At 72.5% G+C, this 14,395-nt stretch carries 16 protein-coding genes; 3 read left to right on the forward strand and 13 right to left on the reverse strand.

What is annotated here, in order from left to right:
- Positions 1 to 11: 11 nt before the first annotated feature.
- Positions 12 to 1,169 (reverse strand): ROK family transcriptional regulator, encoded by a 1,158-nt coding sequence (locus ACFYNU_RS14120; protein ID WP_356585453.1) that lies wholly within the window; start codon positions 1,167 to 1,169, stop codon positions 12 to 14.
- A 210-nt stretch (positions 1,170 to 1,379) separates the two neighbouring features.
- Here ACFYNU_RS14120 and ACFYNU_RS14125 point away from each other — a divergent pair, with 210 nt between their 5' ends.
- Complete coding sequence (locus ACFYNU_RS14125; protein ID WP_356585454.1) at positions 1,380 to 1,817, forward strand: hypothetical protein; 438 nt, start codon at positions 1,380 to 1,382, stop codon at positions 1,815 to 1,817.
- Between the two features lie 130 nt (positions 1,818 to 1,947).
- Here ACFYNU_RS14125 and mug read toward each other — a convergent pair whose 3' ends face one another.
- From mug to ACFYNU_RS14165, 8 genes are all read right to left on the reverse strand, one after another.
- Complete coding sequence (gene mug / locus ACFYNU_RS14130; protein ID WP_356585455.1) at positions 1,948 to 2,502, reverse strand: G/U mismatch-specific DNA glycosylase; 555 nt, start codon at positions 2,500 to 2,502, stop codon at positions 1,948 to 1,950.
- A gap of 10 nt (positions 2,503 to 2,512) precedes the next feature.
- The gene (gene purB / locus ACFYNU_RS14135) at positions 2,513 to 3,955 is read right to left on the reverse strand and encodes an adenylosuccinate lyase (RefSeq protein ID WP_388766213.1); all 1,443 of its coding nucleotides are present in this window, start codon (positions 3,953 to 3,955) and stop codon (positions 2,513 to 2,515) included.
- A gap of 70 nt (positions 3,956 to 4,025) precedes the next feature.
- Positions 4,026 to 4,856 carry an SGNH/GDSL hydrolase family protein gene (locus ACFYNU_RS14140; protein WP_356585457.1) on the reverse strand — a complete coding sequence of 277 codons (831 nt, stop codon included), beginning with the start codon at positions 4,854 to 4,856 and terminating at the stop codon, positions 4,026 to 4,028.
- A 47-nt stretch (positions 4,857 to 4,903) separates the two neighbouring features.
- Complete coding sequence (locus ACFYNU_RS14145; RefSeq protein ID WP_356585458.1) at positions 4,904 to 5,926, reverse strand: hemolysin family protein; 1,023 nt, start codon at positions 5,924 to 5,926, stop codon at positions 4,904 to 4,906.
- On the reverse strand, positions 5,923 to 7,308 hold the full coding sequence (locus ACFYNU_RS14150; RefSeq protein WP_356585459.1) for a hemolysin family protein: 1,386 nt from the start codon (positions 7,306 to 7,308) through the stop codon (positions 5,923 to 5,925). Before ACFYNU_RS14150 ends, ACFYNU_RS14145 begins: the two co-directional genes overlap by 4 nt.
- On the reverse strand, positions 7,308 to 7,448 hold the full coding sequence (locus ACFYNU_RS14155; protein WP_356585460.1) for a hypothetical protein: 141 nt from the start codon (positions 7,446 to 7,448) through the stop codon (positions 7,308 to 7,310). Before ACFYNU_RS14155 ends, ACFYNU_RS14150 begins: the two co-directional genes overlap by 1 nt.
- 29 nt (positions 7,449 to 7,477) lie before the next feature.
- On the reverse strand, positions 7,478 to 8,116 hold the full coding sequence (locus tag ACFYNU_RS14160) for a LysE family translocator (protein WP_356585461.1): 639 nt from the start codon (positions 8,114 to 8,116) through the stop codon (positions 7,478 to 7,480).
- Between the two features lie 99 nt (positions 8,117 to 8,215).
- Positions 8,216 to 9,094 (reverse strand): TIGR03621 family F420-dependent LLM class oxidoreductase, encoded by an 879-nt coding sequence (locus ACFYNU_RS14165; protein ID WP_356585462.1) that lies wholly within the window; start codon positions 9,092 to 9,094, stop codon positions 8,216 to 8,218.
- Positions 9,095 to 9,226: 132 nt separating this feature from the next.
- Between ACFYNU_RS14165 and ACFYNU_RS14170 the strand changes: the two genes are divergently transcribed.
- Entirely contained in the window at positions 9,227 to 9,493 is a 267-nt protein-coding gene (locus ACFYNU_RS14170; RefSeq protein ID WP_356585463.1) for an antitoxin, read from the forward strand.
- 497 nt (positions 9,494 to 9,990) lie between these two features.
- Positions 9,991 to 10,329, forward strand: a complete 339-nt coding sequence (locus ACFYNU_RS14175) for a fic family toxin-antitoxin system, toxin component (RefSeq protein ID WP_356585725.1) — start codon at positions 9,991 to 9,993, stop codon at positions 10,327 to 10,329.
- Between the two features lie 56 nt (positions 10,330 to 10,385).
- Here ACFYNU_RS14175 and ACFYNU_RS14180 read toward each other — a convergent pair whose 3' ends face one another.
- The 4 genes from ACFYNU_RS14180 to bioB form a co-directional block, all read right to left on the reverse strand.
- A complete protein-coding gene (locus ACFYNU_RS14180; protein WP_356585464.1) occupies positions 10,386 to 11,066 on the reverse strand; it encodes a class I SAM-dependent methyltransferase in 681 nt (226 codons plus the stop codon).
- 86 nt (positions 11,067 to 11,152) lie between these two features.
- Positions 11,153 to 11,893, reverse strand: coding sequence for a dethiobiotin synthase (gene bioD, locus ACFYNU_RS14185; RefSeq protein WP_356585465.1), 741 nt, complete (start codon positions 11,891 to 11,893; stop codon positions 11,153 to 11,155).
- Between the two features lies 1 nt (position 11,894).
- Complete coding sequence (locus ACFYNU_RS14190) at positions 11,895 to 13,226, reverse strand: adenosylmethionine--8-amino-7-oxononanoate transaminase (RefSeq protein ID WP_356585466.1); 1,332 nt, start codon at positions 13,224 to 13,226, stop codon at positions 11,895 to 11,897.
- The gene (bioB, locus tag ACFYNU_RS14195) at positions 13,219 to 14,379 is read right to left on the reverse strand and encodes a biotin synthase BioB (RefSeq protein ID WP_356585467.1); all 1,161 of its coding nucleotides are present in this window, start codon (positions 14,377 to 14,379) and stop codon (positions 13,219 to 13,221) included. The genes ACFYNU_RS14190 and bioB overlap by 8 nt, the downstream gene beginning before the upstream one ends.
- Positions 14,380 to 14,395 lie beyond the last annotated feature (16 nt).

A 14,395-nucleotide genomic window follows, 5' to 3' on the forward strand; every position in this document is an offset into this window, starting at 1 on the left:
CGTCGCGCGACTCAGCGGCGGGCCGTCACCGTTCCCTCGACGGCGAACAGTTGCTCCTCGACATGGTCCAGCGCCAGCCGCAGCGCGCCCGTCGCCACCGCGGCCTCACCCAGCAGCGACAGCGTCACCCGGGGCGGGCGCAGACAGTACCGGGACAGCTCGTCACGCAGCGGGTCGAGTACGCCGTCGAGACCGGCCGCCCAGCCGCCGACGACCACCAACTCGGGGTCGAGCGCCAGGACCAGCGCGGCCACGTCGTGGACCAGCCGCTGGATGAACCGCTCCATCGCTTGCTTCGCCTCGACGTCACCCTGCTTCGCCAGCGCGAACACTCGGGCCACGGCCCGCTCGTCGAGTGGGTGCAGCGGCTCGTCGGTCGTCGACAGCAGCTTCTCGGGCGTCACCTCGCGGCCCAGCAGATGCAGCGCCCCGATCTCACCGGCCGCGCCGTGGAAACCGCGGTGCAGCCGCCCGCCGATCAGCGAGCCCGCCCCCGGGCTGAGGCCCGCCAGGACGAACACGACATTGTCCGAGTCGGTCGCCGCGCCCTTCCAGTGCTCGGCCACGGCGGCGGCGTTGGCGTCGTTCTCCACCAGCACCGGACAGCGGAACGAGCGCCGCAACCGCTCGCCGAGCGCCAGCCCCGTCCAGCCGGGCAGCGCCGTACCGAGCCGTACCGTCCCGTCGGCCTCCACGATCCCCGGGCTGCCGACCCCGACGGCCCGCAGTGAGCTGCGCGCCACCCCCGCGCGGCGCAGCACGTCGGCGACGACGGCCCGCACACGGTCCAGCCGCTCGTCGGCCGACGCGGTCTCCGTGGCGTCGCGCGAACTGGCCCCGATGATCCGGCCGTCGAGCCCCGACAGCAGCGCGGCGACCCGGTGCGGGCCGATCTCGATGCCCAGCAGATGCCCGGCCTCGGCCCGGAACCGGAACCTGCGCGCGGGGCGGCCCTGACGGCGGGCCTCACCCTCGCCCGGCGCCGACTCCACGACCAGCCCGGTCTCCATCAGCCCTTCGACGACCCCCTCGACCGTCGGCCGCGACAGACCGGTGATCCGGGTCAGATCGGTGAAGGTGGGGCAGTCGGCACCCCGCAGGGCGTGCAGCACCACGGCGGAGTTGATCCGCCGCAACAAGGATGGGTCCCCGCCGGTCAGCCGCCCCACGGTCAGTCCTCCAGCCTCGTGCGCGTGTCTGCCGGATGGTACTCGGTCGTCATCGAGGCGGCTAACGGACGACGACACGGGGATCCCGGCCCTGCCGGAAAGCTCCCTTCGACGGCCGGAAGCGACCGGTCGCGGGGGAGGCGGGACGGCGATGTCCGGGCGATGCCTGACGGCCTGCCAATTGTCAGTGCCGGGCGCTTTACTGGAGTCATGAGCACCGCACGGCACCTCGCCACCATCGATCTGCTGTGCGCCCGGCCCTTCCCGGCCGAGCGCGCCGGGTCAGAGATGGGGACGAGCGGGCCGGGGTATCACCTCGCGGAGCTGGCGAGCGGCGAGAGCTTCCGGGAGGACGACGGCGCGCGCCGCGCGGAGGAGGCCGAGCAGTACGAGGCGGAGTGCGCAGCCCTCGCGTCGGTGCTGGAGGTGCGGTGGGGCGAGCCGCACCTGGTCAGCCTCTGGAGCACCCGGGTCCGCGGCGGCGAGGGCGAGGAGATACCGGAGCCGTGGCGCGCCCTGTCCGACGGCGTCGGCCACGCGCACCTGTGGCGGACCGGGGGCCGCTGGGTCGTGATCGGTGTGTCCGTCCAGGGCGAGGAGCAGCCCTTCCAACTGCTGGCGGCGGTGACGGAGATCGACCCGCCGTAGCCGTGTCCCGCGATCGGTGCGAGCGCGCCACCGAGCCGGTACGCGGAGTCGGTGCGCCTTGTCGGTGCGCCTTGTCGGTGCGCCGATCCGGTACGCCTTGTCGGTACGCGGGACTGGCCGGGGCGGCCCGTCAGGAGCCCGTCAGGTCCGGCATCTCCGCCGCCACCCGCAGCCTGCCGAACTCCTCCGCCATCGTCTGCGCCGTCCAGTGCGCGTTGAGCCCGCTCGGGTTGGGCAGCGCCCAGATCCGGGTCTCCCCGATCGTCCGCGTCTGGGGGCCGATCGCCGCCCGCCGGTCGTCAAACGCCGTGCGGTACGCGGTGATGCCCACGACCGCCAGCCAGCGGGGCCGCAGCCGCTCCACCCGCGCCACCAGGAGCCGGCCGCCTTCACGGAACTCCTCGGCGCTCAACTCATCGGCCCGCGCCGTCGCACGCGCCACGACGTTGGTGATGCCGAGACCGTGGTCCAGCAGCTCGTCCTGCTCGGAGGGCGCCAACTGCCGCGGGGTGAAACCCGACAGCCGCAGCACCGGCCAGAAGCGGTTGCCCGGCCGGGCGAAGTGATGGCCCGTCGCCGCCGACATCAGACCGGGGTTGATACCGCAGAAGAGCACGCCCAGGCCCGCCGCGGCCACGTCGGGGATGACGCGGTCGCGCGCGGCGGCCAACTCCTCGGGCTTCACCTCGCCGGCTTCAGAGGATCGACCCGGGCGTGTATCCGGCGGCCTCCGGGTGCCGCTTCACGATCTCCTCGATCCGGGCGACGACCGCCGCGACCTGGTCACCCGCCGCACCGGTGAAGGACAGCTTGTCCGCCATCAACGCGTCCAACCGCCCCCGGTCCAGCGGCATCCGCTCGTCCGCCGCGAGCTTGTCCAGCAGTTCGTTGCGCTCCGCGCCCCGCTCACGCATCGCGAGCGCCGAGGCGACGGCGTGCTCCTTGATGACCTCGTGCGCGGCCTCCCGGCCGACTCCCGCGCGTACGGCGGCCATCAGGACCTTCGTCGTCGCCAGGAACGGCAGATAGCGGTCCAGTTCGCGCGCCACCACCGCCGGGAACGCCCCGAACTCGTCGAGCACCGTCAGGAACGTCTCCAGCAGCCCGTCGAACGCGAAGAACGCGTCCGGCAGCGCCACCCGGCGCACCACCGAGCACGACACGTCGCCCTCGTTCCACTGGTCGCCCGCCAGCTCGCCCGTCATCGACGCGTAGCCGCGCAGGATGACCATCAGCCCGTTGACGCGCTCGCAGGAGCGGGTGTTCATCTTGTGCGGCATCGCCGACGAGCCGACCTGGCCCGGCTTGAAGCCCTCGGTGACCAGTTCGTGTCCGGCCATCAGCCGGATCGTCTTCGCCACCGACGAGGGCCCGGCGGCCAGTTGGACCAGCGCGGTCACCACGTCGTAGTCCAGCGAACGCGGATACACCTGGCCGACCGAGACGAACGCGTGGCCGAAGCCCAGATGCCCCGCGATCCGGCCCTCCAGATCCGCGAGCTTCGCCGGGTCGCCGCCGAGCAGGTCGAGCATGTCCTGCGCCGTACCGACCGGACCCTTGATACCGCGCAGCGGATAGCGGGCGAGGAGGTCCTCCAGCCGGCCGTACGCGACCAGCAGCTCGTCCGCGGCCGTCGCGAAGCGCTTGCCGAGGGTGGTCGCCTGCGCGGCGACATTGTGCGAGCGGCCCGCCATGACCAGCTCCGCGTACTCTCCGGAGAGCTTCCCCAGGCGCGCGAGGACCGCCACCGTACGGTCGCGCATCAGCTCCAGCGAGAGCCGGACCTGCAACTGTTCGACGTTCTCCGTCAGATCCCGCGACGTCATGCCCTTGTGGACCTGCTCATGACCGGCGAGCGCGTTGAACTCCTCGATCCGCGCCTTCACGTCGTGCCGGGTGACCTTCTCGCGCTCGGCGATCGACGCCAGGTCGACCTGGTCGAGCACCCGCTCGTAGTCGGCGAGCGCGGACTCCGGCACCTCGATGCCGAGATCCCGCTGGGCCCGCAGCACGGCGAGCCACAGCTGCCGCTCCAGCCTCACCTTCTGCTCGGGGGACCAGAGCACGGCCAGCTCCGCCGAGGCGTAGCGGCCGGCGAGGACATTGGGGATACGGGGCTTCACAGACGCAGCAGTCACGTAGCCGGATTCTACGTGGCGCTTCCCGCAGGTCCGAGCCATGCCCGTGGCCGCCTCCCGGCGCCGGGCGTCAGGCCTGCCCGCGCCGCGCCCCCGCGTCACCCGGCAGCGGCTCCGGTACCGCCTCCGGTACCGGCTCGTACGGCAGCAGCTCCGGCCGCTTCGGCGGCCGGCCGTCCCCCGACGACCTGCCCGTCAGCCGGCGGCCGATCCACGGCCCCAGATGCTGCCGAGCGAACCGCGCGTCCCCGGTGCGCCGGGTCAGCCAGCCCACGGGCAGATCGGGCGCCAGCTCCGCGCGCCAGTCGTCCGCCGGCTCCATGCCCAGCGCCTGCCACACGGCCTCGGCGACCCTGCGGTGCCCCTCGGCGGTCAGATGCAGCCGGTCCACGTCCCACATGCGCTGCTCGCCGAGCACGGGCGCCCCGTACAGATCGACCACCACCGCGCCGTGCCGCGCGGCCAGCTCGTCGATGAACGAGAACAGCCGCTCCCAGCGGTGCCGGAACCGCTCCATCACCGGACCCCGGCGGGCGGGGCTGCGCATCAGCACCAGCTGACCGCAGGCCGGCGCGAGGCGCGCGACCGACTCCTCCAGCTGACCGAGGACCAGTCCCGCGTCGTACTTCGGCCGCAGGGTGTCGTTGAGCCCGCCGACCAGCGTCACCACGTCCGCCCGCATCGCGGCGGCGGCGTCCACCTGCTCGTCGAGGATCTGGCCGATGAGCTTGCCGCGTACGGCGAGATTCGCGTACCGGAAGCCGGGCGTACGCTCCGCGAGCCGGGCCGCGAGCTGGTCCGCCCAGCCCCGGTAGGACCCGTCCGGCAGAAGGTCGGACATGCCCTCGGTGAACGAGTCCCCGACGGCGACGAGGCTGGTGTACGTGGCGTTCTTCTCCATGGCGTCAGCGATCGTATCGCGGGCCGCCGGCCGCTCCCCGACGGGCCTCAGGACCCCTGCGTATGCCGTCCGACCAGCTCACGCAGGACGTCCTCCATCGTCACCATGCCCTCCAGCCTGCCGTCCTCGTCCAGCACGGCGGCCAGATGCGTACGGCTGCGGCGCATCGCCGTCAGGACGTCGTCCATCGGGGTCTCCGCCCGCACCTGGGCGATCGCCCGCATCCCGGAGGTCTCGAACGACTCGTCGCGCGGCACCGCGTCCAGGGCGTCCTTCACATGCAGATAGCCCAGGATCCGCCGGGATTCGTCCACCACCGGGAAACGGGAGAATCCGGTCTCCGCCGCCAGTGCCTCCAGCTCCTCCGGGGTGATCCCCACCCGCGCCGTCTCGACCCGCTCCAGGGGCATGACCACGTCCCGCACCGGCCTGCGCCCCAGCTCCAGCGCGTCGTGCAGCCGCTCGGCGGCGCGGTCGTCGAGCAGTCCCGCGTCGCCCGCGTCCGTGACCATCCGGTCCAGTTCGGCGTCGGTGAACGTCGCCGACACCTCGTCCTTGGTCTCCACCCGCAGCAGCTTCAGCAGCCCGTTGGCGAACGCGTTGACCGTGAAGATCACCGGCCGCAGCGCGCGCGAGAGCCAGACCAGTGCCGGGCCGAGGAGCAGCGCCGTGCGTACCGGTTCGGCCAGTGCGACATTCTTGGGCACCATCTCGCCGAGCAGCATGTGCAGATATGTCGCCAGGGCGAGCGCGATGACGAACGAGATGGGGTGCACCACCCCGTGCGGTACGCCCACCGCGTCGAAGACGGGCTCCAGCAGATGTGCGATGGCCGGCTCGGCGACGATGCCGAGCACCAGCGTGCACAGCGTGATGCCGAGCTGGGCCGTGGCGAGCATCGCCGACACATGGCGCAGACCCCACAGGACGCTGCGCGCGCGCCGGTCGCCCTCCTCGGCGGCCGGTTCGATCTGGCTGCGGCGCACCGAGATCAGGGCGAACTCGGCCCCGACGAAGAACGCGTTGAGGACCAGGGTCAGCAGTCCGACGAGCAGTTGGATCGCGGTCATCGCCCCGTCCTCCCGCCGTTGTCGGTCCCGCGGCCGGGCCGGCCGTCGTCCGGCCCGCCGTCGTCGTCACCGGGCGCCGGGAGCGGCGCGTGCAGCAGTACGCGGGCGGCCCGCCGCCCCGACGCGTCGACCACGTCGATACGCCAGCCGCCCAGCCCGACGCGGTCGCCCTCGACGGGAATCCGTCCGAGTTCCGTCGCGACGAGACCGGCCAGCGTCTCGTACGGCCCTTCGGGAGCCCGCAGTCCGATGTCCCACAGCTGGTCGAAGCGCGTGGCGCCGTCGGCCGACCACAGATCGCGGCCCTCGGCGTCCTCGCCCGCGCGGGCCAGGTCCGACGTCTCGTGCGGGTCGTGCTCGTCGCGTACCTGGCCGACGACCTCCTCGACGATGTCCTCCAGCGTCACCACACCGGCGGTGCCGCCGTACTCGTCGATCACGACGGCCATGGTGCGATTGCCGGAGAGCCGGTCCAGCAGCCGGTCCACGGTCAGCGACTCGGGGACGAGCAGGGGCTCACGCATCACCTCGGACACCCTCGTCCGGGCCCGGCGCGCGGCGGGGACCGTCAGCACGTCCTTGATGTGGGCGACGCCCACGACGGTGTCCAGGGTGTCCCGGTAGACAGGGAAGCGGGAGAGCCCGGTGGCCCGGGTGGCGTTGGCGACGTCCTCGGCCGTGGCCAGCACATCGAGCGCGGTCACCTGGACGCGCGGTGTCATCACGTTCTCCGTCGTCAGCTCGGCGAGATTGAGGGTGCGGACGAACAGCTCGGCGGTGTCCGGCTCCAGCGCGCCCTCCTTGGCGGAGTGCCGGGCGAGGGCGACCAGCTCCTGCGGGCTGCGGGCGGAGGCCAGCTCCTCGGCGGGCTCCAGGCCCAGACGGCGCACCAGGCGGTTGGCCGTGTTGTTGAGATGGCCGATGAACGGGCGGAAGGCCGCGGTGAAGAAACGCTGCGGCGTGGCGACCACCTTGGCGACGGTCAGCGGTGCGGAGATGGCCCAGTTCTTGGGGACGAGTTCGCCGACGACCATCAGGACGATCGTCGACAGGGCCGTACCGATGACCAGCGCCAGCGACGACGCGACGGACTCCGAGAACCCGATCGCCTCGACGGGACCGCGGATCAGTTTCGCCACGGACGGCTCGGCGAGCATGCCGACGACCAGATTGGTCACCGTGATGCCCAACTGGGCGCCGGAGAGCTGGAAGGTGAGGCTGCGTACGGCCTTCATGGCGCTCGCCGCACCACGCTCGCCGCTCTCGACGGCCCGTTCGAGGTCGCCGCGCTCGACGGTCGTCAGCGAGAATTCGGCGGCCACGAAGGCACCGCAGACCAGCGCGAGCAGGACCGCCACGAGCAGCAGGAGCACTTCGGTCATCAGGTCACCTCCCTCCCATGGTCGGTCAGTGGGCGACGGGCGGCGCGATATCCGCCGCTGTCGGTGGGGATGTCGGTGAGGATCTCGGTGGAGGCGTCGGCGGGCAGGTGGGCGGTGGGATCACGGGGGAGCGGCGGCACGGCCGGACACGTTACCCAATCCTTGCGACCTAATCCTTTTGCCCCGAAGTCGCGACGGTCACCCCGAGACCGATCATCGCGAACCCGCCGGCGCCGCCGACCATCGCCAGCCGGCGCGGGGAGCGGGCGAACCAGTCGCGGGCGGTGGCCGCGGCCAGCCCCCACGTGCTGTCGCACACCACGGCGATGACATTGAAGACCAGGCCGAGCAGCAGCATCTGAAGCGTGACGTGCCCCTTGCCGGGGTCCACGAACTGAGGGAGCACGGCCGCGAAGAACACGATGGTCTTGGGGTTGGCCACACCGACCGCGAACCCCTCCCACAGCGTGCGCAGATCGCTGTGCGCGGGGGCGTCACCGGTGAACGAGCCCTGGAGGGCGCCGCGTTGCCGTATCGCCTTGATCCCGAGGTGGACGAGATACGCGGCGCCCGCCAGCTTCAGCGTGGTGAAGACGACGACGGAGCGCTCGACGACGGCTCCGACCCCGAGAGCCACACCCACGACGAGGACGCACGCCCCGAGGGTGTTCCCCACGACCGTGGTCAGCGCGGCGCTGCGCCCCTGGGCCAGGGCCCGGCCCACCACGAACAGCACGCTCGGGCCGGGAATGACGATCAGCAGCAAGGACATGGCCGCGAAGGCCACCAGACGGTCGGTGGACACCATGGGCGGAGCTTAGGCACGGGCTCGTTGGCACTTCCACCGGTTTCGGCGCCGCGGCCGTCGGCGTCTCCCGACCGGTGGAACCGGCGGGCCGACCGCCGGTCAGGCGCCGCTCAGCTCCTCGATCACCGGGCCGAACGCCTCCATGTACGGATCGAGGACCGTCAGATACGAGAATCCGTACCGCTCGCGCTGGTCGCGCAGCTGGTCCGCGATCTGCCGCACCGTGCCGGCCGCCATCAGCGGCGCCTTGAGCAGATCGTCCTCCGACATGCCCGGCAGATACTCCAGCAGGGGCCGCACCGCCGCCGCGCGGTCCGTCGTCACGGCCACCAGCTGGAGCAGAATGTTCAGCTCGGCCGGGGTCTCGCGCCCGGCGGCGAACCCCCGGTAGGCGGCTACGCGTTCGTCCAGCTCCCCGGGCGACAGCGCGGTCATCCCGTTCGCCGTCGCCCGCGCCCCGGTGAAGGCGACGATGTCCGCGCGTTCGGCGGCCAGTCGCAGCACCCGGTCGCCGTTGCCGCCGATCAGCACGGGCGGCCGGGGCCGCTGTTCGGGCCGGGGCCGGTGGTTCTCGTCGCCCAGCAGGTCGTCCAGCGCGTCCACCGTACGGATCAGCCGGTCGACCCGCTCGCCGGGCGGCGGGAACGCGAGCCCGGCCCGGTCGTGCTCCTCCTTGACGTAACCGGCACCCAGCCCGACCTCCAGACGGCCCTCGGTGAGGGCGTCCGTCGTGGCGACCTCACGGGCGAGCAGCGCCGGATTCCAGAAGCCGCAGTTCAGTACGAACGTGCCCAGCCGGGGCCGCTCGGTGGCCTCGGCCGCCGCCACCAGGGCGGGGAAGGGGGCGACCATACCGAGATGGTCGGGCACCAGGATGACGTCGTAGCCCAGTTCCTCGGCGCGCTCGCACCGCTTGCTCCAGTCGGCGCCCGACGCGGGCGTCACCATGTTCACTCCGAAACGGAACGGTCGTGTCATGAGGTCTCCTCGTGGTGGGTGTCATCGAGGGGTGACAGGGCGTACGCGCGTGACACTAATGGCGGAATCCGCCGTTCCCCCGGGAAATCGGCACACTTGCCGACGCTAGCGTCGGCGCGCTAGCTTGTTGGGGTGGCGAAGACTCAGCTGAACGTACGCGTGGACGAGACCACCGCGGAGGCCGCCAGACGGCAGGCGGGGCGGCGTGGGATGAGCGTGAACCGCTACATCGAGGAGCTGGTCAAGCAGGACGTCGGCGAGGTCGGGAAGACCTTCGTCGAGTCGGCCGCCGACTTCATGAAGCAGTACGAGTCCGTGTTCACCGAAGAATTCGGCGCGGACACCGCCGCCACCGGGCGCGACGCCGACCACGGCCCCGGCCGCGAGGACGCGCACTGACGTCCGATCCCGCTCCGGCCGACCACCCTCGGCGCCGCGCGGCCCCGTGGGCATCAGTGCGTCGCTGACCGGGGGTGACGCGGGCCGACGCGGCGCCCTGGCCGTGTGGTTGGGCGTCGACACCGACAACTCGCCCGCAGTGAAGGGGAGTTACCGGCCGAGGGCTGCCGCCCCGCACGGACCGACGCGTCGCGCGCCGCACCCGCCACCCGCGACCGGTGCTCAACACCGCCCGGGGGCCGCCTCCTTGACGATGCGCGGGCGCTGATCGGGTACGCCGCGGGCGCGGGCGGGCAGGACAACATCACCGCACCTCTCATCCACACCGACGGGTCACGTCGGGGATACTGATCATCGGGAACTCCCCGCACCGACCCCCTACCGAGACAGCTGCCGCCATGGTCCACGCCGATTCCCCTGATCCGTCGTCCGATCCGTCGTCCGATTCGTCGTCACGCGCCGATCCGACGTTGCGGATCGATCTCTCCTGGCTGCTGATGGTCGCCGAGCACAAGATGCCCGGCGATCCCCAAGTCACCGACTGGGGCGCGCTGGTGGCCGCCGTCAGCCGGCACGAGGCGGAGATATTCGGCACCCCCGTCTACACCGACCCCCACAGCCGCGCGGCGGCCCTTCTCCAGAGCCTGCTCCATGTGCCCGCGCTGGAGCGGGCCAACGCGATGTACGCCTCGGCCGTCGCGTACGGCTATCTCGTCGCGAGCGGCCTGAAGGTCGTCACCTCGCCCGAGCAGGTCAGGGACCTGGCCAAGCTGGTCAAGGACGGCAGGGCGGACGTACGCCACATCGCCGAGGAACTGCGCGGCTGGAGCCTCTGACCCCGCCCGCCACGCGCCGCCCCCGCGTGCGCCGCGCGGCGTCGTCCCGCCCGCCGTCAGACCAGATCCGCCCTCGGCCGGTACGCCACGCCCAGCACACACGGCGACGTCGGCGTCCGCGGCCCGGACTCAGGCACCCGCAGCGCTCGGTACGCCCCGAACTCGAAGCCCGCGTCCCGGATGGCGGCCAGGGTGTCGCGCGCCGTGTGGCACCCGCCCATGAGCCTCGGCCACACCGTCCGGTCCAGGACCCGCTGAACCGTCGCCAGGCGGCGCTCCGCCGCCAGCCCGTGCTCGAAGAAGCGCAGCTCCCCGCCGGGGCGCAGGACACGGCGGATCTCGGCGAGCGCCTTCGGCACGTCGCGTACGGTGCACAGCACCAGCGACGCCACGGCCGCGTCGAAACCGGAGTCCTCGACGGGCATCGCCTCCGCCGTACCGGGCCGTACGTCCACGGAGACCTGCGCCCGCATCGCCGCGCCCACCGCCAGCTGCCGCAGGCTGCGCTCCGGCTCCAGGGCCACCACCTCGGAGACGGCCGCCGGGTAGTGCGCGAAGTTCAGCCCGTTGCCCGCGCCGATCTCCACCACCCGCCCCGACAGACCGGTCAGCAGCTCCGCGCGGTGGGCCGAGATCCCCGCCTTCGCGTCGGCGGCGACGCTCATCCGCGCGTAGAAGCGCGCGAAGACGGGATGGTGCACGGAGTCCTTGGGGACCTTGCGGTAGCGCAGATGCATTTCGCGGATCTCCTCCGGCGTACAAGGGCGACGCCCTGATTCTTCCCCGTAAGCCTCCGCTCAGCAGCTCAACCGGACGGAACGCGTCACCGACGGGGCGGCAGAGGCCAGGCACGACCGCCGTTCGCCGTGAATCGCGCCGCGTCCCAGCTCCCGCCCAGCGACGGGGCCAGCCACTCGCCCGCACGCGCACGGAACCGCGCCACGGTGAGCGCGCCCGCGCCGTCCGGTACGGCCCCGAGCAGCGGGGCGCCCGCGACCTCCGGCAGATCGGCCAGATTGCAGCGCGCCGCCAGATCCGGCACGGCGGGCCAGCTCCCGATCACCACCCCCAGCGTCGTGAGCCCGCGCGCCCGCAGCGCCTCGGCCGTCAGCGCGGTCGTGTTGAGCGTGCCGAGCCCGGCCGGAGTCACCACCAGCACCGGTGCGGCGAGCAGCCGGGCGGCGTCCGCGAGCGTCCCGCCCTCGGCGTCGAAACGCACCAGCAGTCCGCCCGCGCCCTCGATCAGCACCAGATCGTGCTCGGTCGCCAGTTTCTCGGCCGTCCCGGCGATCTCCTCGGGCCGTACGGGCCGCGCACCGGCCCGTGCGGCGGCCGTCGCGGGCGCCAACGGCTCGGGATAACGGGCCAGTTCGACCGTGGTGACGCCGCCCGCCAGCCGTATCACCTCGTCCACGTCCCCCGGCTCGTCCGGCGCGACACCGGTCTGCGCGGGCTTCAGCACCGCGACGTCGCGGCCCTCGGCCAGCGCCACCGCCGCGACGGCCGCGGTGACGACCGTCTTGCCGATCTCCGTCCCCGTCCCGGAAACGATCACTATCGCCATCTCAGGCCTCCCGCGCCGCCGCCGCCACCGCGCGGCAGATCCTGGCGATGTCGTCGTCACCCGTCACATAGGGCGGCATCGTGTACACGAGGTCGCGGAACGGCCGCAGCCACACACCCTCGCGCACCGCCGCCCGGGTCGCCGCCGCCATGTCCACCTCGCGGTCCAGCTGTACGACGCCGATCGCGCCGAGGACCCGCACATCCTTCACACCGGGCAGCGAGGCCGTGTCGGCGAGGCCGTCGCGCAGCCCCGCCTCGATCCGCCGGACCTCGCCCCGCCAGTCCTGCCCGAGCAGCAGATCGATCGAGGCGCACGCCACGGCCGAGGCCAGGGGGTTGCCCATGAAGGTGGGGCCGTGGGCGAGGACGGGTACGTCGCCGCGCGAGATGCCCGCCGCCACCTCCGAGGTGCACAGTGTCGCCGCCATCGTGAGATAGCCGCCGGTCAGCGCCTTGCCCACACACATCACATCGGGGGAGATGCCCGCGTGCTCCGCCGCGAACAGCGCGCCGGTGCGGCCGAACCCGGTCGCGATCTCGTCGAGGATCAGCAGGACGCCGTATTCGTCGCAGGCCTCGCGCAGCACCCGTACGTAGTCGGGGGAGTGGAAGCGCATACCGCCGGCGCCCTGCACCACCGGCTCCACGATCACGGCGGCCAGCTCGTCGGCGTGGCGGGCGACGAGGGCGCGCAGCCGGTCCGCGTACGTCTCGTCGTACTCCTCGAAGTCGGCCGGCGGCGCGTCCGCGAAGATCTGCCGCGGCAGCACCCCCGACCAGAGCCCGTGCATACCGCCCTCGGGGTCGCACACCGACATGGGCTGCCAGGTGTCCCCGTGGTAACCGCCGCGCCAGGTCAGCAGCCGCCGCTTGGCCGGGCGCCCCAGTGAACGCCAGTACTGGAGGCACATCTTGACGGCCACCTCCACCGACACCGAACCGGAGTCGGCGAGGAAGACATGCCGAAGAGGCTCGGGGGTGATCTCGACGAGCCGGGCGGCCAGCCGGACGGCGGGTTCATGGGTGAGCCCGCCGAACATGACATGGCTCATCCGCGCGAGCTGGCCGTGCGCCGCCTCGTTGAGCACCGGGTGGTTGTAGCCGTGGATCGCCGACCACCAGGACGACATGCCGTCGACCAACTCGCGCTGCCCGTACGCCGGTTCGGCGAGCCGGAGCCGTACGCCCGTGGCGGACTCCACGACCAGCGGGTCGGTGCGGCCGGGCATCGGGCCGTACGGGTGCCAGACATGGGCCCGGTCCAGCGCGAGCAGTTCGCCCGGACCGAGCGCGCCCGGCGCCGGGGCGACCGGCGCGGGGTCGTCAGGCATTGGGCGCGAGGTCGGTACCGGCACCGCGCCGCCGTACGGTCACCAGGTCCGTACGGGCGGACGCCGGATCCGTACGTGCCGGCGCCGTCTCCGTCCCGTCGGACGCGGCACCGTCCGACGGAGCGCACGCGGTGGCGCACCCGCCGCCGACCCGGTGTTCGGGCAGCGTCGTCGTGTCCGCGCCCTCCACCTCGAAGCCGGCGTCCGCGATCATGTCCAGGTCCGCCTTGCCCTCCTGGCCCTCGGTGGTGAGGTAGTCGCCGAGGAAGATCGAGTTGGCCAGGTGCAGCGCGAGCGGCTGGAGCGTCCGCAGATGCACCTCGCGCCCGCCCGCGAGCCTGACCTCCACGTCGGGACAGACGAAGCGCACCATCGCCAGAATGCGCAGCGCCCGCTGCGGCGTCAGATTCCACTCACCGGCCAGCGGTGTGCCCGCCACCGGGATGAGGAAGTTGACCGGCACCGAGTCCGGGTCCAGCGCGCGCAGCGAGAAGACCACGTCCACCAGGTCGGCGTCGCTCTCGCCCATGCCCGCGATCAGCCCGGAGCAGGCCGACAGTCCCGCGCCCTGCGCGTGCCGCACCGTCTCCACCCGGTCCGCGTAGGTGTGGGTGGTGGTGATGTCGCCGTACGTCGCCTCGGACGTGTTGAGGTTGTGGTTGTACGCGTCGGCGCCCGCCGCCTTCAGCCGCTCCGCCTGGCCGTCGGAGAGCAGCCCGAGGCAGGCGCAGACCTCGACGTCGGCGTGCTGTTCCTTGATCGCGCCGATGGTTCGCGACACCCGGTCGACGTCCCGGTCCGTCGGTCCCCGGCCGCTCGCGACCAGACAGACCCGCTTCGCGCCGCCGGCCACTCCCGCGGCGGCGGCCCTGGACGCCTCGTCGGGCTTCAGCCAGGTGTACTTGAGAATCCCGGCCTCCGACCCGAGCCGCTGGGAGCAGTACGAGCAGTCCTCGGGGCAGAGCCCGGACTTCAGATTGACCAGGTAGTTGAGCTTGACCCGCCGCCCGAACCACTGGCGGCGCACCTTCCCGGCCGCGGCCACCACTTCGAGCAGATCGTCGTCGGAGGTCGTCAGCACGGCGAGCGCTTCTTCGCGGGACGGCAACTCGCGCCGAAGGCCCTTCTCCACCAGTGTGTTCAGCAGGTCCATGGCGCCGATCCTGGCT

The sequence above is a fragment of the Streptomyces sp. NPDC006643 genome (assembly GCF_042870175.1).
Classification (GTDB): Bacteria; Actinomycetota; Actinomycetes; order Streptomycetales; family Streptomycetaceae; genus Streptomyces.